General features: G+C 71.8%; 21 protein-coding genes. 12 read left to right on the forward strand and 9 right to left on the reverse strand.

Features of this window, described 5'->3' with window-relative positions:
- Positions 1 to 7: 7 nt before the first annotated feature.
- The 7 genes from C2L58_RS05045 to C2L58_RS05075 all read left to right on the forward strand — a co-directional run bounded on the left by C2L58_RS05045 (position 8) and on the right by C2L58_RS05075 (position 7730).
- Positions 8 to 1957 carry an acetyl/propionyl/methylcrotonyl-CoA carboxylase subunit alpha gene (locus C2L58_RS05045; RefSeq protein WP_103336213.1) on the forward strand — a complete coding sequence of 650 codons (1950 nt, stop codon included), beginning with the start codon at positions 8 to 10 and terminating at the stop codon, positions 1955 to 1957.
- Complete coding sequence (locus C2L58_RS05050; RefSeq protein ID WP_103336214.1) at positions 1954 to 3120, forward strand: acyl-CoA dehydrogenase family protein; 1167 nt, start codon at positions 1954 to 1956, stop codon at positions 3118 to 3120. Before C2L58_RS05045 ends, C2L58_RS05050 begins: the two co-directional genes overlap by 4 nt.
- 8 nt (positions 3121 to 3128) lie before the next feature.
- Positions 3129 to 3965 carry an SDR family oxidoreductase gene (locus C2L58_RS05055; RefSeq protein WP_103336216.1) on the forward strand — a complete coding sequence of 279 codons (837 nt, stop codon included), beginning with the start codon at positions 3129 to 3131 and terminating at the stop codon, positions 3963 to 3965.
- Positions 3962 to 4558: a TetR/AcrR family transcriptional regulator gene (locus C2L58_RS05060; RefSeq protein ID WP_103336217.1), complete on the forward strand. Its 597-nt coding sequence runs from the start codon at positions 3962 to 3964 to the stop codon at positions 4556 to 4558. Before C2L58_RS05055 ends, C2L58_RS05060 begins: the two co-directional genes overlap by 4 nt.
- A gap of 389 nt (positions 4559 to 4947) precedes the next feature.
- Positions 4948 to 5205 (forward strand): hypothetical protein, encoded by a 258-nt coding sequence (locus tag C2L58_RS05065; RefSeq protein ID WP_103336219.1) that lies wholly within the window; start codon positions 4948 to 4950, stop codon positions 5203 to 5205.
- 86 nt (positions 5206 to 5291) lie between these two features.
- Positions 5292 to 7073: a murein biosynthesis integral membrane protein MurJ gene (gene murJ / locus C2L58_RS05070; protein ID WP_103336221.1), complete on the forward strand. Its 1782-nt coding sequence runs from the start codon at positions 5292 to 5294 to the stop codon at positions 7071 to 7073.
- A 153-nt stretch (positions 7074 to 7226) separates the two neighbouring features.
- Positions 7227 to 7730 (forward strand): hypothetical protein, encoded by a 504-nt coding sequence (locus tag C2L58_RS05075; RefSeq protein ID WP_103336223.1) that lies wholly within the window; start codon positions 7227 to 7229, stop codon positions 7728 to 7730.
- Positions 7731 to 7803: 73 nt separating this feature from the next.
- On the opposite strand, the gene C2L58_RS05080 is transcribed toward C2L58_RS05075, so the two are convergent.
- Entirely contained in the window at positions 7804 to 8754 is a 951-nt protein-coding gene (locus tag C2L58_RS05080) for a chitinase (protein WP_103336296.1), read from the reverse strand.
- Between the two features lie 330 nt (positions 8755 to 9084).
- Between C2L58_RS05080 and C2L58_RS05085 the strand changes: the two genes are divergently transcribed.
- A complete protein-coding gene (locus C2L58_RS05085; RefSeq protein WP_103336225.1) occupies positions 9085 to 10374 on the forward strand; it encodes a GGDEF domain-containing protein in 1290 nt (429 codons plus the stop codon).
- Here C2L58_RS05085 and C2L58_RS05090 read toward each other — a convergent pair.
- Both C2L58_RS05090 and C2L58_RS05095 read right to left on the reverse strand, forming a co-directional pair.
- Complete coding sequence (locus C2L58_RS05090; protein ID WP_103336226.1) at positions 10361 to 11323, reverse strand: isopenicillin N synthase family dioxygenase; 963 nt, start codon at positions 11321 to 11323, stop codon at positions 10361 to 10363. The genes C2L58_RS05085 and C2L58_RS05090 overlap by 14 nt on opposite strands.
- A gap of 64 nt (positions 11324 to 11387) precedes the next feature.
- Complete coding sequence (locus tag C2L58_RS05095; protein ID WP_103336228.1) at positions 11388 to 11846, reverse strand: nucleoside deaminase; 459 nt, start codon at positions 11844 to 11846, stop codon at positions 11388 to 11390.
- A 111-nt stretch (positions 11847 to 11957) separates the two neighbouring features.
- On the opposite strand from C2L58_RS05095, the gene C2L58_RS05100 reads away from it, so the two are divergent.
- On the forward strand, positions 11958 to 12914 hold the full coding sequence (locus C2L58_RS05100) for a helix-turn-helix transcriptional regulator (protein WP_158264077.1): 957 nt from the start codon (positions 11958 to 11960) through the stop codon (positions 12912 to 12914).
- Between the two features lie 35 nt (positions 12915 to 12949).
- On the opposite strand, the gene C2L58_RS05105 is transcribed toward C2L58_RS05100, so the two are convergent.
- The 3 genes from C2L58_RS05105 to C2L58_RS05115 all read right to left on the reverse strand — a co-directional run bounded on the left by C2L58_RS05105 (position 12950) and on the right by C2L58_RS05115 (position 15072).
- The gene (locus C2L58_RS05105; protein ID WP_103336231.1) at positions 12950 to 14041 is read right to left on the reverse strand and encodes a winged helix DNA-binding domain-containing protein; all 1092 of its coding nucleotides are present in this window, start codon (positions 14039 to 14041) and stop codon (positions 12950 to 12952) included.
- Positions 14042 to 14080: 39 nt separating this feature from the next.
- A complete protein-coding gene (locus C2L58_RS05110) occupies positions 14081 to 14701 on the reverse strand; it encodes a TetR/AcrR family transcriptional regulator (protein WP_103336232.1) in 621 nt (206 codons plus the stop codon).
- 128 nt (positions 14702 to 14829) lie between these two features.
- Positions 14830 to 15072: a hypothetical protein gene (locus tag C2L58_RS05115; RefSeq protein WP_146073525.1), complete on the reverse strand. Its 243-nt coding sequence runs from the start codon at positions 15070 to 15072 to the stop codon at positions 14830 to 14832.
- Between the two features lie 421 nt (positions 15073 to 15493).
- Between C2L58_RS05115 and C2L58_RS05120 the strand changes: the two genes are divergently transcribed.
- Positions 15494 to 16714, forward strand: a complete 1221-nt coding sequence (locus C2L58_RS05120; protein WP_158264078.1) for an AfsR/SARP family transcriptional regulator — start codon at positions 15494 to 15496, stop codon at positions 16712 to 16714.
- Positions 16678 to 18759: a tetratricopeptide repeat protein gene (locus C2L58_RS05125; RefSeq protein WP_158264079.1), complete on the forward strand. Its 2082-nt coding sequence runs from the start codon at positions 16678 to 16680 to the stop codon at positions 18757 to 18759. Before C2L58_RS05120 ends, C2L58_RS05125 begins: the two co-directional genes overlap by 37 nt.
- Here C2L58_RS05125 and C2L58_RS05130 read toward each other — a convergent pair.
- From C2L58_RS05130 to C2L58_RS05140, 3 genes are all read right to left on the reverse strand, one after another.
- Positions 18756 to 19745 (reverse strand): winged helix-turn-helix domain-containing protein, encoded by a 990-nt coding sequence (locus tag C2L58_RS05130; protein ID WP_103336238.1) that lies wholly within the window; start codon positions 19743 to 19745, stop codon positions 18756 to 18758. The two genes, C2L58_RS05125 and C2L58_RS05130, sit on opposite strands and share 4 nt — an antisense overlap.
- A 134-nt stretch (positions 19746 to 19879) precedes the next feature.
- Positions 19880 to 20179: a DUF6355 family natural product biosynthesis protein gene (locus C2L58_RS05135; protein WP_103336240.1), complete on the reverse strand. Its 300-nt coding sequence runs from the start codon at positions 20177 to 20179 to the stop codon at positions 19880 to 19882.
- Between the two features lie 190 nt (positions 20180 to 20369).
- Positions 20370 to 21308 carry a beta-ketoacyl-ACP synthase III gene (locus C2L58_RS05140; RefSeq protein ID WP_103336241.1) on the reverse strand — a complete coding sequence of 313 codons (939 nt, stop codon included), beginning with the start codon at positions 21306 to 21308 and terminating at the stop codon, positions 20370 to 20372.
- 60 nt (positions 21309 to 21368) lie between these two features.
- Between C2L58_RS05140 and C2L58_RS05145 the strand changes: the two genes are divergently transcribed.
- Positions 21369 to 21962 (forward strand): TetR/AcrR family transcriptional regulator, encoded by a 594-nt coding sequence (locus tag C2L58_RS05145; RefSeq protein ID WP_103336243.1) that lies wholly within the window; start codon positions 21369 to 21371, stop codon positions 21960 to 21962.
- Positions 21963 to 21991 lie beyond the last annotated feature (29 nt).

The raw sequence follows: 21991 nt of genomic DNA on the forward strand, positions 1-21991 counted from the left end.
GCGAGCGATGATCCAGAACCTGCTGGTCGCCAACCGCGGCGAGATCGCCCGCCGCGTCTTCCGCACCTGCCGCGACGCCGGGATCGGCACCGTCGCGGTGTTCTCCGACGCCGATTCCGCCGCACCGCACGCCCGGGAAGCCGACGCGGCCGTCCGGCTGCCCGGCAACGCGCCGTCCGAGACGTACCTGCAGGCGGAGCTGCTGGTCAAGGCCGCGGCCGAGACCGGCGCCGACGCCGTCCACCCCGGCTACGGCTTCCTGTCGGAGAACGCCGCGTTCGCCCGCGCCGTGCTCGACGCCGGGCTCACCTGGGTCGGGCCGCCGCCCGAGGCCATCGAGACCATGGGCTCCAAAGTGGAGTCGAAGCGGCTGATGGCCGCGGCCGGGGTGCCGGTCCTGTCCGAACTGGACCCGGCGGCGGTGACCCCGGAAGACTTGCCGTTGCTGGTCAAGGCGTCCGCCGGGGGTGGTGGCCGCGGCATGCGCGTGGTCCGCTCGCTCGACGAGCTGGCCGAGGCGGTGGAAGGCGCGAGTGCGGAGGCCGCCTCGGCGTTCGGCGATCCCACCGTGTTCTGCGAGCGGTACCTGGAGACCGGGCGGCACATCGAAGTCCAGGTGCTCGCCGACCGGCACGGCACGGTGTGGGCGGTGGGGGAGCGGGAGTGCTCGATCCAGCGCCGCCACCAGAAGGTCGTCGAGGAGGCGCCGTCCCCGTTCGTCGACGACGCCATGCGCGCGGAGCTGTTCGACGCCGCGCGCAAGGCCGCCCAGGCGATCGACTACGTCGGCGCGGGCACGGTCGAGTTCCTCGCCGGGCCCGACGGCCGGTTCTACTTCCTCGAGATGAACACCCGGCTGCAGGTCGAGCACCCGGTCACCGAGAACGTCACGGGGCTCGACCTGGTCGCCTTGCAGCTGCGGATCGCCGAGGGCGAGCGCCTCCCGGCCGACCCGCCACCCACGGTGGGGCACTCCATCGAGGTCCGGCTCTACGCCGAAGACCCGGCAGCGGGCTGGCAGCCGCAGAGCGGCACCCTGCACACGTTCGACGTGCCCGATGTGGACCGTTCGTTCGAACACGGACCCGGCCTCAGGCTCGACTCCGGCTTCGAGAACGGGTCGGTGGTGGGCGTCCACTACGACCCGATGCTGGCCAAGGTGATCACCTGGGCACCCACTCGCGTCGAAGCGGCGAGGCGGCTCGCCAAGGCGCTGGCGGCGTCGAAGATCCACGGTGTGGTAACCAACCGCGACCTGCTGGTGAACATCCTCCGCCACGAAGCCTTCCTGGCCGGGGAGACGGACACGGCGTTCTTCGACCGCCACGGCCTCGACACCCTGGCCGCCCCTCTGGCCACAGTGGACACCGAACGGCTCTCGGCCCTCGCGGCGGCGTTGGCGGACGCGGCGGCCAACCGGGCGTCGGCGACCACGCAGAGCAGGCTCCCGAGTGGCTGGCGCAACGTCCGCTCGGCCGGGCAGCGCAAGGTCTTCTCGGTGGCGGACCGCGAGTACGAAGTGGTCTACTCGCTCACCCGCGACGGCTTGCAGGCGGACGGGTTCGAAGCCGAGCTGGTGTCGGCCGCGCCGGAACGGGTGGTCCTGGCCGTCGCCGGCGTGCGGCGCGCGTTCGACGTCGCCCGCCGGGACGGGACGTCCTATGTGGACTCCGCGCTCGGTTCGGTCGCGCTGACGGCGGCCCCGCGGTTCGCCGACCCGGACGCGGCGCTGGCCGCCGGTTCGCTCGTCGCGCCGATGCCGGGCACCGTCGTGCGGCTGGCCGTGCAGGCCGGGGACCCGGTCAAGGCCGGCGACCCGCTGCTCTGGCTCGAAGCGATGAAGATGGAACACCGGATCGCCGCCCCCGCCGACGGCGTGGTGACCGAGCTGCCGGTGACCGTGGGTCAACAGGTCGAAGTGGGCACGATCCTAGCTGTGGTGGGAGACGAAGCATGAACGCCATGAACTTCATCGAGCCGGAAGAGCGGATCGCGCTCCGCAAGGCCGTCGCCGAACTCGGCGCCAAGTACGGCCACGAGTACTACGCCCGCAAGGCCCGCGCGGACGAGAAGACGCACGAACTCTGGGACGAGGCCGGCCAGCTGGGCTACCTCGGCGTCAACATCCCCGAAGAGTACGGCGGCGGGGGCGCGGGCATCGCCGACCTCGCCGCGGTCCTCGAAGAACTCGCCGCCGCGGGCTCGCCGCTGCTGCTCATGGTCGTCTCGCCGGCCATCTGCGGCACCGTCATCTCCCGGTTCGGCACCGAAGAGCAGAAGAAGCAGTGGCTGCCCGGCATCGCCGACGGCAGCAAGCGGATGGTCTTCGCGATCACCGAGCCCGACGCCGGGTCGAACTCGCACAAGATCACCACCACCGCGAAGCGGGACGGCGACGGCTGGGTCCTCAACGGACGCAAGGTCTACATCTCCGGCGTCGACGAGGCCGACGCGGTGCTCGTCGTCGGCCGCATGGAGGACTCGAGGACCGGCAAGCTCAAGCCCGCGCTGTTCATCCTGCCGACCGGGACCGAGGGCTTCGAACACACGAAGATCCCGATGGACATCGTCGCGCCGGAGGACCAGTTCTCGCTCTTCCTCGACGACGTCAAGCTGCCCGCGGAAGCGCTGGTCGGGGAGGAGGACGCGGCGATCGCGCAGCTGTTCGCGGGCCTCAACCCGGAACGCATCATGGGCGCGTCGTTCTCCCTCGGCATCGCGCGGTACGCGCTGGCCAAGGCCGTCGGCTACGCGAACGAGCGGCGGGTCTGGGGCGCGCCGATCGGCACCCACCAGGGCCTCGCCCACCCGCTCGCCGAGATCAAGATCGAGCTGGAACTCGCGAAGCTGATGACGCAGAAAGCGGCGTCGCTCTACGACTCCGGTGACGACTTCGGCGCGGGGGAGTCGGCCAACATGGCGAAGTACGCCGCCGCCGAGGTCGCCATCCGGGCCACCGACCAGGCCGTGCAGACCCACGGCGGCAACGGCCTGGCCACCGAATACGGCCTCGGCACGCTGGTGACGGCGGTGCGCCTGGGCCGGATCGCGCCGGTCAGCCGCGAGATGGTGCTCAACTTCGTCGGCCAGCACAGCCTCGGCCTCCCCAAGTCCTACTAGGAGCCGGCATGTCTGCTTTGGACGGCAAGACGATCATCATGTCCGGCGGCAGCCGCGGCATCGGCCAGGCGATCGCGCTCCGGGCGGCCGCCGACGGCGCGAACGTCGCGCTGCTGGCCAAGACGGGTGAGCCGCACCCGAAGCTGCCCGGCACGATCTACACGGCGGCCGAAGCGATCGAGAAGGCCGGCGGGCACGCACTGCCGATCCTCGGCGACGTCCGCGACGACGAAGGTGTCGCCGCCGCGGTGGCGAAGACCGTCGAGCAGTTCGGCGGCATCGACGTCGTCGTGAACAACGCCAGCGCGATCGACCTGACGCCGACCGACCAGGTCAGCATGAAGCGCTACGACCTGATGCAGGACATCAACGCGCGCGGCACGTTCCTGCTGTCCAAACTGGCCATTCCGCACCTGCGTGCCGCCGCGAACCCGCACATCCTGACCCTGTCGCCCCCGATCAGCCTCGACGAGAAGTGGTTCACCGCCGGGCACCTCGCCTACAGCATCGCCAAGTACTCGATGAGCCTGGTGACCGTCGGGCTCGCCGCGGAACTCCGCCAGGACGGTGTCGCGGTCAACTCGCTGTGGCCGCGCACCACGATCGACACCGCCGCGATCCGCAACGTCGTCGGCGCGGAGCTGGCGTCGCGCAGCCGGACGCCGGCGATCATGGCCGACGCCGCCCACGCGATCCTGACCAAGCCCAGCCGGGAGGTCACCGGCCACTTCTTCCTCGACGACGAGGTGCTGCGGGCCGAAGGCGTCACCGACTTCGCGAAGTACCGCATCGGCGGCACCGCGGAGGAAGACCTGCAGCTCGACTTCTGGGTGGACCCGGCTTGACCGGCATCCGCGAACCCCAGCAGGAGCGCAGCCGCACCACGCGGCGGCGCCTGGTCGAGGCCGCCCTCGACAGCTTCGGCGAGCGCGGCTGGCACGGCGTGACGGTGGCCGGGATCGCCGAGCGGGCGGGCGTTTCCCGCGGCGCGGCCCAGCACCACTTCCCGGCCCGCGAGGACCTCGTGGTGGCGGCGGTCGACCTGCTCGGCGAAGCCCAGATCGACGAGCTGCGCGCCCAGGCGGCCGGCCTGCCGAGCGGGGCGTCCCGCATCGAGCGCGTCGTGGAGATGGTGCTGAACCTGTACACCGGCCCGCTGTTCCGCGCGGCCCTGCAGCTGTGGTCGGTGGCGGCGACCGACGAGGCCCTGCGGGACGTGCTGGTGCCGTTGGAGGCCAGGGTCGGCCGCGAGGCACACCGCGTGACGGTGGAGCTCCTCGGCGTCGACGAGTCCCGGCCGGGGGTGCGGGAACTGGTCCAGGCCACCCTGGACCTGGCCCGCGGGCTAGGCCTGGCCAACCTCCTGACGGACGACACCCGCCGGAGGCGCCAGATCGTGCGCGAGTGGGCCCGCACCCTAGAGCTGCGCCTGGCCTGAGCCCCCACACAAAGGAGCGGCGAGGTCATCCCGTCGCCTGAGGCCGCAAAAATCACTTTGAGCCGGGCCCGCAACCGACAGCGCAACGCAAGACAACGACGCAACCTTGCGGGCCCGGCTCAAAGTGATAGGCCTCAGTCAGGCGACGGGATGACCTCCCGCGGCCCACCCGAGAAGGTGACACAACGGCGAGACCCGAGGTCATCCCAGAGCCTGCCCGTCCGGCGAGGACACGCTTGAGAACCCCGGCAGACCCGGCAGTCTCCTTCCGGGATGGCGACCAAGACGGAACCTCACCCGCACCCCGAACGTCATAGTGCCGTAAGTAACACAATCGGCCCAACGGGCGAATAACCCGTTGTAGTGGCAAAAAAAGGGAAGGCAGTCCGGTGTCCGGTTCAGGAGTCGAGCTCACCCACCGCGCGATGGCCATGCTGAGGGCGGTGGCCGCGGGCCGTGCGCAGATGTCGTGCAGCTGTGAGCCCGACCTTTTCATCGACGGATTCGCCTGTTGCGATCAGATGACCGCCCACGCGCTGGCCCACGGCGGTTACCTCCGCCCCGGCGCCGAAGGGGCCACCGGCCGCGTCGCCGCCGAGCTGACCGAGGCGGGCCGCGCGGCGCTGGCGATCGCCGTCGCCGCCTGATTCCCCGGCCGCTGTCACGCAGCGTCGTGTGGGCGAACAGGTGTTCGGTCTCCCGCGCGGGCCGCTGACCTGGCAGTCTTGTCCCCATGGCGGAGCACCCCCCACCGGCGGACAACGAGGCGACGGTCTTCCTCCCGAGCGAGCTGCGGGGCCCGCACTGGCCGACCCGTGACCCCGACGTCTCCCGGCGGGCCTACGACGAGTTCGCCGGCCAGATCGTCGCGCGGCCGCCCGCGTCGCCGGTCAGCGCCGGGCGCGGGGAAGGGGCCGGCTCGTCGCTGGCGCGCTCCAGCGGCCGGATGGCGGTCGCCTCGGCCGTCAGCCGGGTCACCGGGTTCGTCGCGAAGCTGCTGCTCGCCGCCGTGGTCGGGGCCGGGGTCGTCAACGACTCCTTCACCGTCGCCAACACGTTGCCCAACATCGTCTTCGAACTGCTCTTCGGCGGCGTCCTGGCCAGCGTCGTGGTGCCGCTGCTGGTCCGCTCGCACGACGACCCCGACGGCGGCCGCGCCTACACCCAGCGGCTCATCACGATGGCGCTGGTGCTGCTCGCCGTCGGCACGGCCGTCGCGGTGGCGATCGCCCCGCTGTTCACGGCGCTCTACGTCGACAAATCGTCCGAGTCCGCCAACTCCGGGCTGACCACGGCGCTCGCGTACCTGCTGCTGCCGCAGATCCTGTTCTACGGCCTGTTCGCGCTGCTCTCGGCCATCCTCAACGCGCAGAACGTCTTCGGCCCGCCGGCCTGGGCGCCGGTGCTGAACAACGTCGTCGTCACCGGCACGCTCGTGGTGTTCGCGTTCGTGCCGGGGGAGCTGACCCTCGACCCGGTCCGGATGAGCGACCCCAAGCTGCTCGTGCTCGGCCTCGGCACCACGCTCGGCATCGTCGCGCAGGCGGTCGTGCTCATCCCGGCGTTGCTGCGCACCGGGTTCCGGTTCCGCTGGCGCTGGGGTTTCGACCCGCGGATCAAGGAGTTCGGCGGGCTCGCCGCGTGGATCCTCGGCTACGTCGTCGTCAGCCACGTCGGGTTCGTCATCACCACCCGCGTGCTGACCGGCGGCAACAGCGGCGGCGTGACGGCCTACAGCTACGCGTCCCTGCTTTTCCAGCTCCCGTACGGCATCCTCGGCGTTTCGCTGCTGACGGCGCTGATGCCGCGGATGAGCCGCGCCGCCGCGGACGGCGACACGGTCTCGCTCGTCGGCGACCTCTCGCTCGCCTCCCGCATGTCCACGGTGCTCTTCGTACCCATTTCGGCGGTGCTGGCCGTGGTCGGCACGCCGATCGGCATCGCGATCTTCACCTGGGGCCGCGGCACCCTCGACGACGCCGAGCGGCTCGGCCAGACCCTGGCGGTGTCGGCGGTCGGGCTGCTGCCCTTCGCGCTGGTCATGCTGCAGCTGCGGGTGTTCTACGCGATGAAGGACGCCCGCACGCCCACGCTGATCATGCTCGTGATGACGGCGGTGAAGATCCCGCTGCTGCTCCTGTGCCGTGGACTGCTCGACGGCGAGCACGTCGTCTACGGCGTCATGCTCGTCAACGGCGCCGGCTTCGTGGTCGGCGCCGTCCTCGGCCAGGTCTGGCTGTGGGTCCGGCTCGGGCACCTGCGCAGCAAGCGGTCGCTGCGGGTCGGGCTGATCACGCTCTCGGTGAGCGGGCTCGGCGTGGTGGCGGCGGTGCTCGCCGGGCGCGCGGTGCCCGCGTCGCTCGGGGTGATTCCCGGGGCGTGGGTGAAGCTGCCGGTGCAGGGGCTGCTCGGGATGGCCGTGCCGTTCGGGTTGCTGGCGTTGCTGAAGCTGCCGGAGTTCACCCCGGTGACCCGGCGGGTGGCGGGATTGCGGCGGCGGTTGGTGGCTCGTTGACAGCTACGGCCGGAAAGCCGATCCGGTTGTCTCGAAACGATAACGAGAGCGCGGCGATCAGCGCGTTTACAATTGCCGCAAGGGTTTCTACTATCCACCGGGATCATGCGTCGCGGGCGAGCGCGGCGTGGGGGAATCGGGTGGAGGTCGTGCATGACGCGCAGCGCGCGCAGGCGACGGGACCGGATCACGGTCGACGAGCTGCTCAAGCAGACCGGGGCGCGGCCGCGCAAACCGGGCTCGAGGGCGGCCGAACTGGCGGCGCGCCGGGACGTCGAGCCGGAAGCCGGGCCGCGGGGGGCGGCGCGGCTGGCGCTGGCGTCGGTGGTGATCGTCGTGCTGGGCGGGCTGGTCGTCGTGCTGGCGGCGCAGCCGGACTCCGTGCCCGGCTCCACGCAGTTCCCGCAGCTGCAGCCGGCCACCGCCGTGCCGTCCTCGACCGTGCTGGCCGTCCCGACCGAGACGACCACGCCGTCGCCGGCGGTGATGCACGCGCGCCGGACGCCGACGCCCACTCCGACGCCGACCGTCACGATCGAGCTGCCGCCACCGCCGCCCCCGTCCACGACCAAGACGAGCCCGCCGCCGGTGATCTGGAACCCCTACCAGTGCTCCCCGTACTCCTGCGGGCCCTACCCCGGTGGGCCGCGGCGCTGACCCGCGAAGGCCCCCTCACCGGCCCCGATGCCGGTGAGAGGGCCCCCGACAGCCCCACTACGGGTCCGGTGGGTCAGCCGGTGTAGCCGGCGACGATCTTGGTGAACGCGTACTTGTCCTGGCTGATCCCGCTGCACTCGCCACCGCCGCTGCAGTCGCGGTTGGTGGCCCAGAACGTGAACCGGGCCAAGTGGTGGCTCGTCGCGTAGCCGCGGATGGAGTTGAAGTTGGCGACCGTGACCGTCTCGCCCGCGTTGTCGGTCTTGCCGTTCATCGAGGAGAGGCCGCTGTGCCGGTAGGCGGTGTCGTCGTTCCAGCCGAACGTGGTCTTGAGCTGGTTCTTCAGCCCGTCGACCGCGGACTTCGTCAAGGCGGCCATGTCACCGCCGCCGGAGAAGTCGAACGGCATGACCGACCAGACGTCGACCGGGGCGCCGATCGCCTTGGCCTGGTTGATCAGGCGCTTGCCCCACGAGTCGGGGCCGGTCGTGGTGGTGCCGATGGTGATGACGACCTTCAGGTTCGGGTTCTTCTGCTTGGTCAGCTTGACCGCATTGAGGATGCGGTCCTGCACCGTGTTGTTCTGGAACTCGTCGGTGTTCTCGATGTCGAGGTCGATCGCCTTGAGCCCGTAGGCGTCGATCACCTTCTGGTAGGCACCCGCCAGCGCGGAGGCCGACGTGCACTTCGAGCCCAGCTTCGTGCCGGACCAGCCGCCGAAGGACGGGATCACGTCCCCGCCCGCGTTGCGGATGTTCTGGATCATCGTCTTGTCGGAGCCGGTCAGCGACCGGCTGCCGTCCCACTTGGGGTTGCAGGAGCCGTCCGAGAGGACGAACGCGAGCGTAAACGCTTTCACGCCGGTCGCGGACATCGCGGCGGTCGGGCTGGTCTGCCCGCCCCACTGGTACAGGTACGGGGAGGCGAGCACGGGGTCGGCCGCGGCCATGGCCTGCGGGGCGAACCCGACCGTCGTGGCCAGGGCGGCCGAAGCCGCGGCCGCGAGGGTGACGAGACGGCGCACCGGGTTCGTCGATCCGGCCGAAAGCAGGCCGCCCCCCGAGCGGCGGGCGACCGTCGCTACGAAGGTGTTCGGCCGTGACTGTGGGCGGATCGACGATGAACGAAGCAGCATGGGGGTCCTCCGTAATGCGCAGGTGGAGCACCTCCGGTTTGAGGCGGCGGGATCAACCCGGGAGGAGTGCTGTGTGCCACCACACAGTGGACTAGACCAATGTGGTGTGTCAACCCTCCGTCGGTCGGAAAATGACCCACGGTGCCCGGAGCTCGCGACGGTGTTAAATTCCCCTGAAGGCGGATCGACACGGGCCCGCATTCCGGCTACTTTGCCGAAATGGTGGGGGATTCCACGGTCGCCGCCGGCGGGGAAGGCCGCCCGGGCCGGTTCCTGGCCGCCCTCGTCCCGCAGCGCTGGGCCCCGCGGCGGTGGGCGCTGTGGCGGCTGCCGCGCCGCGGCCAGGTCTGCTACCTCGTCGGGATCGACGCCCTCGCCGTCGCCGCCGTCGTGCTCGCCGCCCTCCGCTTCCCGCCGCTCGCCGCGATGCTGACGCCGTTCGCGCTGCTCGCGGCCGGGATGCTCGTGTCGGCGGAGCTCGTGCGGCCGGTCGAGCGCCACCGCGAGGAGACCCTGCTCGGCCCCGGCGTCGACACGCCGTGGATCTTCGCCGGGGTGCTCGTGCTCCGCCCCGGTCTCGCTGTCGCGCTGGTCGTGCTCTCCGCGCTGCACCAATGGTTCCGGGTCCGCAGAAGACCCGTTCACCGGCAGGCGTTCGGCGCCGCGGCGACGGCGCTGGCCGGTCTCGTCGCGGGGGCTTTCCTCACCGCGACCGGCGTCCGGCCCCTCGGTGAGGTGCTCGGCTCCCGGACCGTCCTCCTGCTCGCCGCGGCCGGGCTGGTGTTCCTCGCCGTCAACGCCGCGCTCGTGACCGGCGCCGACGGGCCACGGCGGCCACCCGAAGCCGCACCCGCGTACGCCTTCGACGCCGCGATGACGGCCTTCGGCCTGCCGCTCGCCTGGGCGGCGGTGGCCGCGCCGCTGCTCGTTCCGGTGCTGGCCGGCGCCACCGTCGTGCTGCACCGCGGCGGGCTGGGCGGCGGCCGCCGCGACCACGTCACCCTCGACCCGGGCACCGGCGTGCTGACCGCCGCGTCCTGGCGCGGCGCGGCCGAGGCCCGGCTGGACCGCCCCGGCGGATCCGACCCGGCCGTGCTGCTGCTCGACCTCGACCACTTCCGCCTGCTCAACGACCGCTACGGCGCCCGGATCGGCGACGCCGTCCTGCGCGCGGTCGCCGGCACCCTGCGCGACGAGGTCCGGGCGGCCGACCTCGTGGGCCGCTCCGGCGGCGAGGAGTTCGCGGTGCTGCTGCCCGGCACCGGCCCCTTCGACGCGATGGCGATCGCCGAGCGCATCCGCCTGCGGATCGCCTCGACACTGGTGGCGCTGAAGGCTTCGGGTGACGGTCCGCAGTTCGTGGGGGTGACGGTGTCGATCGGTGTGGCGGGTTGTTCGGCCGGGCTTCTCGATGAAGCGTTGCTGGCGGCGGAGGCGGCTTTGCTGCGGGCGAAGGCGGCGGGCCGCAACCGGACGGTCTGCGCCGAACCGGACGTCAGCTCATCGTGATCGCGTCCAACTTCTCCTTCAGGTACTGCGACGCGATCACCTCGGGGTAGGTCCGGGTGCCCAGCGGCGGCGCCAGTGACGTGATCCGCGCGTCGTGGTCGGTCTCGTAGAAGAAGATCAACGACACGAGGTCTTCGTCGGGCGCCGTCGCGGGTGGGGGGAGGACGCGGTGGCGCGTCGAGCGCCAGCGGTCGCCCGTCCAGCGGGCCATCAGGTCGCCGATGTTGACCGTGAACGCCTCCGGGTGGAACGGCGCGTCCGCCCACTCGCCGTCGGCGGTGCACACCTGCAGGCCGCCGACGCCGGCCTGGCGGTCGAGCACCGTGACCGTGCCGAAGTCGGTGTGCGGGCCGATCCGGAACTGGTCCGGCGCCGGCGGGCCGACGTGGGTCATCGGCGGGTACCAGTTGATGTTGAACGTGTACGTCGGGTGCGCGGTGTGGCGGGTGAAGTGGCTCTGCGCGAGACCGAGCGCCGCGGCGAAGATCTCCAGCAGGTGGTCCGCCAGCGCCCGCATCCGGCGCATGTACTCCGTGGCCACCTCGCCCAGGCCGGGTACCTCGTGCGGCCAGACGTTGGGCTGGAACCAGAACCCGTCGACCTCGGCCACGCCGGTGCGGGTGTCCGCACCCGCCGAGTAGGACTCCTTGAGGTCCGGCGGGGTCTCGGTGCCCTCGGCGTAACCGTTGGCCTCGACCCCCGGCGGCAGCCAGCCGCGGCCGCCGACCGTGACGGCGTAGCGCTGCTTGACGTCCTCGGGCAGCGCGAAGAACCGCCGCGCCAGCTCGCGCGTCCGGTGGCGCAGGTCGTCCGGGACGCCGTGCCCGGTGACCAGCAGGAAGCCGGACTCCCGCAGCGCCTGGTCGATCCGGCCCGCCACTTCGGCCCGGCCCTCGGACGTGCCCGCGAACCACGGCGAAAGGTCCACGAGCGGAACGGATGACGGCATACCGGCTCCTGTAAAGCGCTGTTGGTCAAGCATGTCCGGTCGAGCGAGCCCGATCGCTACTGTCCTATTCGGACTTTTCCACCCCGATGTCCTCGAACCACAGGTCCGGGCGCGCGGCGATGAACTCCGTCATCAGCGCGGTGCAGCCGGGATCGTCGAGCAGGGTGATCTCCACCCCGAGCCCGGCGAGCCAGTCGTGACCGCCGTGGAACGTCTCGGCCTCACCGATGACGACGTGCCCGATACCGAACTGACGGACGAGCCCGGAGCAGTACCAGCACGGCGAGAGCGTGGTGACCATGATCGTGTCCCGGTAGTGCGGGCGGCGGCCGGCGTTGCGGAACGCCGCGGTTTCGGCGTGCATCGACGGGTCGCCGTCCTGCACGCGCCGGTTGTGCCCGCGGCCCAGCAGCGTGCCCGCGGAGTCGAACAGCGCGGCCCCGATCGGCACGCCCCCTTCGGCCTTGCCCCGCTCGGCTTCTTCGCGGGCGACGGCGAGCAGGGTGTGCGGATCGATCGGCATGCGTCACTCTTTCCGCCCGGGGTGGTGCCTGGCAAGTGCTTGAAGCCCGGACTGCACCTTCCGGCCGATTGCGGACAGGAGCTGTCCGCGATGTCTGGCACACTGCGTGCCATGTACGGCACTTCGGAACGGCTGCTCAGGCTGCTCTCGCTGCTGCAGGCGCGCCGGGACTGGCCGGGTGCCGACCTCGCGGCCCGCCTCGAGGTCGACGTCCGCACGATCCGCCGCGACATCGAGCGGCTGCGCTCCCTCGGCTACCCGGTGCACGCGACGCCGGGGGTGGCGGGCGGCTACCGGCTGGGCGCGGGCGCGGCCCTGCCGCCGCTGCTGCTGGACGACGACGAGGCGGTCGCGGTCGCAGTCGGCCTGCGCACGGCGGCGAGCGGCACGGTCAGCGGCATCGAGGAGACGTCGGTGCGCGCGCTGGCGAAGCTGGAGCAGGTGCTGCCGGCCCGGCTGCGGCCGCGGGTGAGCGCGCTGCAGGCGGCGACGGTGTCCCTGCCCGGAGCCGGCCCGACGGTGGACGCCTCGGTGCTGACGACGATCGCCGCCGCCTGCCGCGACCAGGAACGGCTGCGGTTCGGCTACGGCGACCGGTCGGGGGCCGCGACGCAGCGGTCGGCCGAGCCGCTGCGGCTGGTCCACACGGGGCGGCGCTGGTACCTGGTCGCCTTCGACCTCGACCGCGCGGACTGGCGCACCTTCCGGGTGGACCGGATCGCCGGGGTGCCGGCGGTGGGTTTCCGGTTCACGCCGCGCGAGCCCCCGGCGCCGGACCTCGCGGAGTACGTCTCCCGCCAGATCTCGACGGCGGTCTACCCGCACCAGCTGGTCCTGCGCGTGGCCGCCCCGGCCGACGCGGTGGCCCGGCGCGTGCCGCCGACGGCCGGGGTGGTCGAGGCGATCGACGAACACCGCTGCCGGGTGCGCACCGGGGCGAACACCCTGGACACGGTGCCGTACTACCTGGCCCAGTGGGGCTTCGACTTCGTGGTCGAGGAGGCGCCGCCGGGGCTGGTCGAGCGGCTGCGCGAGGTGGCGGAACGCTTCGCCCGGGCGGTCGGCTGAGCGCCGGCGAGCGTCGTGCCTCGGCGGCCGTCGTGCTAGCTCGGTTCGACCCGGACGCAAGCGCTTTCGCCGTCGCTCAAGAACCCCGCCAGCGCGCTGCCCTCGGCCGCGAGCTCTTCGCGTTCCGCCCCGGTCAGCCGCCGCAGCGGCCGGACCACGACCGTGTCGCTCTCCGTCGTCCACGTCGCGGAAACGCGGCCGTCGACCAGGACCACCCGCTCGCCCGCGACCGAGAGCCCGCGGTGGGCGTCGTCGATGATGCGGGAGCGGTCGTCGTAGCCGAGGATCGCGTTGTCGAACGCCGGCAGGAACCGGACCGGCGCCACCGTGTCCGGGTCGGGGCGGGGTGCCTCGGGCAGGTCGAGCAGCTCGCGGCCCCGCTCGTCGCGGAAGACCACCAGCTCCTCGCGCACCGCCTTCACCGCGGCCGGCAGGCCGGCCAGGCCCGACCACGCGCGCAGATCCGCCGTCGCCGCCGGGCCGAACGCCGCGAGGTAGCGCCGGACCAGCGTCCGCCCGACGCCGTCGGCCGGGTCGATCGGGTCGGCGTCACGGCCGAGCCACGTGGCCAGCGGCAGGTTCCGCACGCCCGCCTTGGTGCGCCACAGCCCGCGCGGCGGCAGCTGCACCGACGGGATCAACGCGGCGATCAGCAGCTCCCCGAGCGGGCGGTGGCCCGGCGCGGGCCACCGGTCGGCGACCGCCCGCGCGAGCTCGCCCATCGAGCGGGGCTCGCCGTCGGCCAGCACCGCCCGGCCCGCCGCGGCGAGCTCGGCCATGTCCACCGTCGCCAGTTCGCGGCGGTAGGTGCCGACGACCCGCTGCCGCAGCATCGTGTCGAACCGGCTCCGCCACGCCAGGACGTCGACGGCGGTCAGCAGGTGCACGGTGCGGCGCATGAGGTGGGTCCGCACGACCTGCCGCCCGGTCAGCAGGGCGTCCAGCGCGGCCGGGTCGAACGCGCGCAGCCGCGACCACAGCCCTGTGAACGGTTCCTGCGGCTCCTGCGCCTGCAGGCCGCCGAGGTGGGCGACGGCGTCGAGCACGGGCCGGCCGGCCCGTTCGAGAAGCAGCTGCCGGGCGAGGGTGGCGCGGTTGAGGGCTCGCGCGTCGAGGACGGGGTGCACGAGGCCAGCGTGGCAGAGGTAGCGGACAGGTTGTGACCGCTACTGGGGCGCCATGCCGACGCCGAGCATCCGCAGCACGAGCCCGCCGTACTCCTTGCCCAGCGCCGCGGGCGTCTGGCGGGCGCGCTCGCTGTACCAGCGGGCGACGTCGACGCCGAGTGAGAGCACGGCCCGGGCGGCGACGTGCGGGTCGGACACGGTGAACACCCCGCTCTCGACGCCCTCGGCGATGACCTCGCGCACGATCCGCTCGATCCGGCGCCGCAGCTCGGCGACCACCTCGAACTCCTGCTCGGGCAGCGCCTGCAGCTCGTACTGGACGACCCGCGCGACGGTGTGGCGCCGCGCGTGCCACGCCACGAAGTCCTCGACGATCAGCCGGATCCGCTCGACGGGATCGGACTCCTTGGCGACGACGTTCTCGACCAGCGAGAGCGTCTGCTCGTGGCCGTACCGGCTGATCGCGAACAGCAGCGCGGCCTTGGAGGGGAAGTGCACGTAGAGCGCGGCGGGCGACATCCCCGCGGCGCCGGCGATGTCCCGCGTGGTGGTGGCGTGGTAGCCGCGCTGGGCGAAGGCCTCCACGCCGGCCAGCATGAGCCGCCGGGCGGTCTCCGGCTGCACGTCCGGCCAGAGCTCGGCCGACAGCGACATCGTCATCCGGTGGTCCTCCCCGCTCGCGCGCCCGGACGGCGGCCACGACGGCCGGCCCGGTCGTGCCCATTGTAAGCGGGCGCTTTGTCAGCGGAGCCGGGGATCATCCCCGAGAAGGGGGATGTCATGCCGCGTCAGGCGTGCACACCCGGCTCGATTCCGGTCGACTCACCTGGCTCGTGGTGCACCGCCTTCCGCGGGTCCAGGTGCAGATCCTGCCCAGCACCGGTCCGGATCCGATGCGGTGCCGCGGCCCCGACGGCGCCGGCCATCATCGGGACCCCGATCGCCGCCACGATGGGCAGGTACGGGTTGCCGCCCGCCACCTTGTACACATTGGACACTTCCCGCCGGGGGTAGCGGGCGGCGTCGGACATCGCGTGGACGGTGGTGGTGAAGCCGTCGGGAAGTTCCCCGGAGTTGTTTCGGCCGCCCCGGTAGCGCGTTGCGTGCGGCATGGGCATGCGCGCGTGGACCAGGCGCTGTCCCGCACGGGAAGCCCGGCTGACCGGGCGCTGACCTGCGGTTTGACTTTTTCGAGTGGGCTGGCCCAGGCCACCCCTTCGCCGTGCCGACGAGCATGGGCGAGGTCTGCCGCCACCCGTCACTGGGTGCTGATGCGCCCACGCTCGTCTGCCCCCACGTCCACCCGGGGGCGCGCAGGCATGGCCCGGGCGTCCTCGTGGCCAAGTTGTCCTGTTTGCGACAAGACACCCGAACCGGGCAAGATCGGGAGTGAACTCTGGGGGAACGATGAGAAAATCTTTCTCGCCTGCGTGCAGCACGCTGCGGTTTCGTGTGCTCGGTCCTCTCGAAGTCCTCGATGGCAACGGGAGCGCCCTGACCATCACGCGGCGCAAAGCCCGGTCGCTGCTCGCGGTGCTCCTGTTCAAGGCCAACTCGGCCGTGTCGGCCGACTCGCTCGTGGATCAGCTATGGGGCGAGTTTCCGCCCAAGTCCGCGGTGGCCAACCTGCAGTCGTACGTGGCCGAGCTGCGCCGCGTCCTCGGCGCCGCGGATCCCACCCGGGCGGACCGGCTGAGGACGTACCGCGGCGGATACCAGCTCACGGTCGACGATGGAGAGCTCGACGCCGAGCGGTTCGCACGGCTCGCCCGGTTGGGCACCGATCAGCTCGGCCGGGGGATGCCGGCCACCGCGGTCGAACACCTCAGCGTTGCTCTCGAACTTTGGCGCGGGCCGGTCCTCGGTGGTCTGGAACTGCCCGAGTTACTGCGTCCGGAAGCCGAACGGCTCGACGAGCTGCGCCTGCAAGTCGCCGAGGAACGCGCGCGGGCATGGCTCGATCTGGGGTGCAACGACGTCGCTGCCGCCGACCTCCGGGTGCTGACCGGCGAGGCGCCGCTGCGGGAGCGGCCATGGGAATTGCTGATGCTGGCCCACCATCGCGGGGGACGGACCGACGAGGCACTCGCCACCTACCAGCGAGCCCGCGCGATGCTCGTCGAGCAGCTCGGTGTCGAGCCCGGACCAGCGTTGCGCCGGACCCACCGCACGATCCTCACCGACGCCCCGGCGATCGAACCGGCACCGGTGCCGCAGCACAACGGCTGGATCCGTCCGCGGCAACTCCCGCCGGACTCGGCCGTCGTCATCGGTCGTGCCTCGCAACTGTCGGCTTTGGACGAACTGCTGATCCGGCGGGAGACGAGTGGTACCCCGCCGATCGCCGTGGTCGTCGGACCGGCCGGGGTGGGCAAGACCACCCTGGCCCTGCACTGGGCCCACCGCGTCGCACCGGCATTTCCCGATGGCCAGCTGTTCGTCGACCTCCACGGCTATTCGTCCACGCCCGCGCTCGATCAGCTCGAGGTTCTCAGCCGGTTCCTGCACTCACTGGGCGTCCCGGCCGCCCGCGTGCCGAAGGATCTCGCCGACGCGGCCGCACTGTACCGTTCGGTGCTGTCCGACCGGCGGCTCCTCGTCGTGCTCGACAACGCCGCCCTCGCCGATCAAGTCCGGTGGTTGCTGCCCGGGACTCGGGATGTTCCGTCCTGATCACCAGCAGGCATCGGCTGGCCGGCGTGGAGATCACACTCGGCGCTACGTCGCTCACGGTGGACGAGCTGTCGGCGGACGAATCCCTCGCGTTGCTCACCACGGTCGTCGGCGCGGACCGGATCGCCGCCGACGTGCCGGCGGCCCGGGAACTGACCGAGCTGTGCGCGGGGCTCCCGCTCGCCCTGCGAATCGTCGCCGCGAACCTGGTGCTGTGGCCCGGACAAACCCTTGCCGACTACCGGTCGGAGCTGGCCGGCGCCGGTCTGGTCGCCCGGTTGAGCGTGCCAGGCGACGAGCGGCTCGGCCTTCGCCGCGCCTTCGACATGTCCTACGACGCCGTCTCGGAGCAGGGCGCTTGGTTGTTCTCCCTGCTCGGCCTCGTGCCGGGTGCCGACGTCAGCCTGATCGCCACGGCAGCCCTCGCGGGCCTGGACACCAGGGCGACGCGGCAGGTGCTCCGCGAACTCGTCGCCAGTCACCTCGTGCAGTACCGGGCTTCCGAACGGTTCGGGCTGCACGATCTCCTTCGAGACTACGCAGCGGAACGTGCCGGCGAGCGGATCCCTGCGGCGATCCGGGACGAAGCGCTGGGCAGGCTGTTCGACCACTACCTGCGGACCGCGGACCGCGCGGCGACCGCCCTCTACCCCGACATGCTGCGGCTGCCGGTCGGCGAACCGCGCGAGCGGCCGTTCGATCCGGCCGAGGCACGGCAGTGGCTGCTGGCCGAGCACACGAACATACTGGCCGCGATCCGGTGGACCGCCGAACACGGCCCGATTTCCTACGCCTGGCGGCTCGCGGACGTCCTGCGCGGCTTCTACCATTCGCACCGCCTGGACGCGGACTGGGAGGCGGCGGCGGGCACCGGGCTGACGGCCGCGGAGAAGGCGGACGACCGGCACGCGGCCGGCGCCATGCGGCACAGCCTCGGCGCTCTGGCGTGGAGCCGTGGCGCCTACGGCCGGGCGCTCGCGGAACTCGACGCGGCCAAGGAGTCCTATCACGTCAGCGGGGCGCGCGCCGGCGAGGATTCGGTGCTGCACGCCCTCGGTGTCGTCCACCTCGACCTCGGCCGGCTCGACCGGGCCACGGACCATTTCACGGCCGCGCTCGCCGCGACCGAGGAGTGTGGCGCCCCGCTCCGCATCGCCAACGGCCTGATCAACCTCGGTGCCGTGCTCATCGAACGCGGCCGGCTGGCCGAGGGCATCCGGCACAACGAGCGCGCACTCGAGGTCTGCCGCCGGCTTGGTTCTCCGCACGCGGCGGCCATCGCCTTGTGCAACCTCGGTCACGGCTATCGGGTGACCGGCGACCTGGACCGTGCGCTGGAGGTCCTCACCGAGGCCCGCGAGATCCTCCGGGAACTGGGCTCACGCGACGACGAAGCGGACGTCTTGGTGCGCCTGGCCGCCGTGCACCTGGACACCGGTGGCTTCCCGGACGCGCACTCATGCGCCCACGAAGCGCTGCGCGCCGCCCGAGACGCGGACAACCGCAGGTTCGAAGCCGACGCGCTGTGCGCACTCGGCGACGTCCACGTCCAGGTCGGTGGCGAGGAAACCGGGCACGGCCACTATCTCGAAGCGCTTCGTCTGGCGAAGCGGATCGGCTACCGCCGGGGCGAGATCGTGGCGGCGATCGGGCTCTCCTCGGCCGCCCCTCGGACGGCAGCCGACTACGCCTCCATCGCGCTGCGGACCGCCGAACGGGGCGGCTTCGGTCTCCTCGCCGGGCAGGCCCGGATCGGCCTCGCGGAGGCGGTCCTCGCGGCCGGCGACCCGGTCGCGGCCGACGAGCACGCTTCGCGAGGTCTCCAGGACCTGCGAGCGAGCGGGCATGTGCTCGGCGAGGCGCGTGCCCTCGTCGTCCTGGGCGCCGTCCGGTCATACCAGGCCGACCACGTGGGTGCGCGAGAACACTGGCTCGCGGCCGGGGAACTGCTCGACCTCGGAAGCGCGGCGCCGATCGCCGTCGAGGTGCGAACCCTCCTGTCGACCGAAGCAGGCGTGGCACCCGGGTGCGGGCGGCATACCTAGGATGCGCTCACGATGAGGAGCGCGGAGCCGAACGTCGTCGGCCGGTGCCGCGCCGCGCCGCCGGCGCGATCGGTGACGATCAGCCCCGAATCGCGCAGGACAGTGGCGTGCTGGCTGGCCCCCGCCGCGGAAATCCGGAGCTCGGCGGCGATCTCTGTCGTGGAGACCAGCGGTCTGGCGCAGATGATGTCCAGCACCGCGGCCCGGGTCCGGCCCAGCAGCGCGGTCGCGGACCTGATGGGTGTGACCCCGGTGAACCAGCCGGGGCGCCGGTCGATCGGGTAGACGAGCACCGGCTGCCGGGCCGCGTCGAGCAGCGTGACCGGCGACTGCCAGCAGAACAGCGAAGGAACCAGCAGGAGACCGCGGCCGCCGAGCCGCAGTTCCTGGTCCACCGGGTAGTCGATCTCGAGTACCGGGGACTGCCATCGCACCTGCTGATGCAGGGTGGACAGCAGCGCCTCGACACCACCGTCGAGCACGATCTCGCCGCGTTGCAGCCTGTCCGCCCGAGCCTGGCTGACGATGGCAGGCCAGTACGGTTCGACCGCGACCGAGAAGTACCGCCGCACCGCGTCGCCGAGTTCGTGCAGGACGTCGAGCTCACCGGCGGCGAGCGACGGCGCCCACGACGGAAGGGGCCGGGAGGCGGCCAGCTCGGTGCGATCGGCGGCCAGCAGCGAGCGAGGAGTGCTGAGCACGGCGTCGAGTCCCGTTTCGAGGTCGGTCGCGCCCGCCCCGGGGGTCAGGAAGTCCACCGAGTAGCCGCGCGGTGGCGCCAGGGTGAGCAGCAATCCCACCGAACGGTCCAGCCGCTGCCGGACCCAGGACCGCCACTCGCCGAACACCGGCTGCCCGGTACCGCCCTGCAGCAGGTGCAAGCTCAGCAGCGTCTCCCACAACGGATCCGGCGTGTGCTGGACGCGGGTGCGGGCAAGATCTTCGGCCTCGAAATGAACGCGCAAAGTATTCTGGTGAACCCCCATGACCGGAAATGATCACAAAGTGTGCCATTCAGATGCTATACACGGATGTATGGCGGAATCTGGCTTCACCTCGCAGAACGCAACGATCCCGTGTGGCGGGGTTTCCGCCACACGGGATCGATGCTTCTTGCGAATCAGCAGAGGCCGGTGTACCAGGCGTTCTCCGCGAAATAGCCGAGGCTGGTGACGCCCGGGGTCACGCACAGGTTGTCGCTGCCGACGGTGTACTCGACGTGGATGGTGATGTTCGTCGGACCACAGTGGTTGTAGTAGCCTTTGCCGCCGGACGAGTAGTAGCCGCAGATTGCCTGCGTACCCGCGTCACTCGCCGGCGTTGCGGCGGAGGCGGGGGCGGCGGCGCCGAGCAGCAGTGCGCCCGCGGTCGCGGCGACGGCGGTCGCTGCGCCGGCCTTGGCGGCAAGCTTTGTCAACATACTGAATCCCTCCAGATTGCGTTTTCAGAGTACCGGAGCGAATTCCTGGTACGGCGAATTTTTCTGACGGAGCGATTCGTCGATTCCGGAATGCGCCGGACAAGACGAGCTTAGAAGAGGGCCAAGGCACCGACAACCCGTTTCAGCCAGGTCTGAAACGTCGCCTGCGGGGACGAGTGCTCGTCGTCACTCACGGGCAGGTGACGACCTGGCCGGCCCAGGAGAGCCCGCCGCCGAAGGCGAAGAGCAGGACCGGCTCGCCGGACGGCAGCTCGCCGCGGGCGACCATTTTGGACAGTGCGAGCGGCACGGACGCCGCCGACGTGTTGCCCGAATCGACCACGTCCCGGCCGATCACGACGTCGTCGCGCAGATCGAGCCGGCCGGTCAGCGCCTCGACGATCCGCAGGTTGGCCTGGTGGGTGACGACTCCGGCGAGGTCCGTGGTGGCGATGTCCGCGCGGCGGCAGGCCTCCGCGGCGACCGCGGGCAGTTCCTGGGCGGCCCAGCGGAACACGGACTGGCCGTCCTGGGCGAACGCGGGCTGCCAAGCGTCCACGAGCCGGACCAGGTGCCTGCGTGAAGGGTCGGATCCCCAGACGACCGGGCCGAGCCCCGGTGTGTCGGCGGCGCTCAGGATGGCCGCGCCGGCCCCGTCGCCGAGGAGGACGCAGGTGCCGCGATCGGTCCAGTCGGTGACGTCCGACATCTTCTCGGCGCCGATGACCAGCGCGTGCCGGGCGGCTCCGGCCTGGATGGCGTGGTCCGCGGTGGCCAAGGCGGTGCAGAAGCCCGCGCAGCCGTTGTTGAGGTCGAAACAGACCGGGGCGGGGATGCCCAGCCGGCCCGCGACCTGGGCGGCGATCGACGGGCAGCGGTCGATCGCACTGCAGGTGGCCACGGTGACCAGGCCGATTTCGCCGGGGTCCAGACCGGCCGCGGCCAGCGCCTTCGCCGCGGCTTCGGTGGCCAGGTCGGCCACCGAGCCGTCGGCGATGTGGCGGGTGGCGATACCGGTGCGGCGGCGGATCCACTCGTCGGAGGTGTCGACCATGCCTTCCAGGTCGGCGTTGGTCAGCACGCGGGCGGGCTGGTGGTGGCCGAGCGCGGTCAGGCGGGAGCCGGGCATGGGTCCTCCTCAGGAGCCGGGCAAAATAGCGACCGATCGTTCGTAATCTATAGTGTTTCCATGAGTCCCCGGAAGTCCCTGGCCGAATCCCGGCTCACCCGGCAGCGCATCCTCGACGCCGGCTTGGTGATCGCGTCGGCGGAGGGGCTGGAAGGGCTGACCATCGGGCGGCTCGCCGCCGAGCTGGGGATGAGCAAGGCGGGCGTGATCGGTCACTTCGGCACCAAGGAGAGCCTCCAGCTGGCCGTCGTCGACGCCGCCACCGCGATGTTCGTCCGCGAGGTACCAGAACGTGCGCGCGGGGTGGCGCGCGGCCTGCCGTACCTCCGCGCGGCTTGCGAGGCGTGGATTTCCCACCTGGAACGGGAACTCCTGCCCGGCGGCTGCTTCTTCACCGCGGCTGCGGCCGAGTTCGACGGCCGGGACGGGCCGGTGCGCGACGCCATCGTGCGGGCCGACCAGCTCTGGCAGCGCGAGCTGCGGCTCAACATCTGGCGGGCGGTGAGCCTGGCGGAACTGCCGCCGGACACCGACATCGACCAGCTGCTCTACGAGATCGTCGCGATCATGCTGGCCCTCAACCACTTCCTGCAGCTGCACGGCGACCGGCAGGCGCCGGCTCGCGCGCGCCGGGCGCTGGCACGCCTGGTGTAAAAGACACTGGGACAGGAAAAGGCGGGCCC

The organism is Amycolatopsis sp. CA-126428, assembly GCF_002904335.1.
Lineage (GTDB): Bacteria > Actinomycetota > Actinomycetes > Mycobacteriales > Pseudonocardiaceae > Amycolatopsis.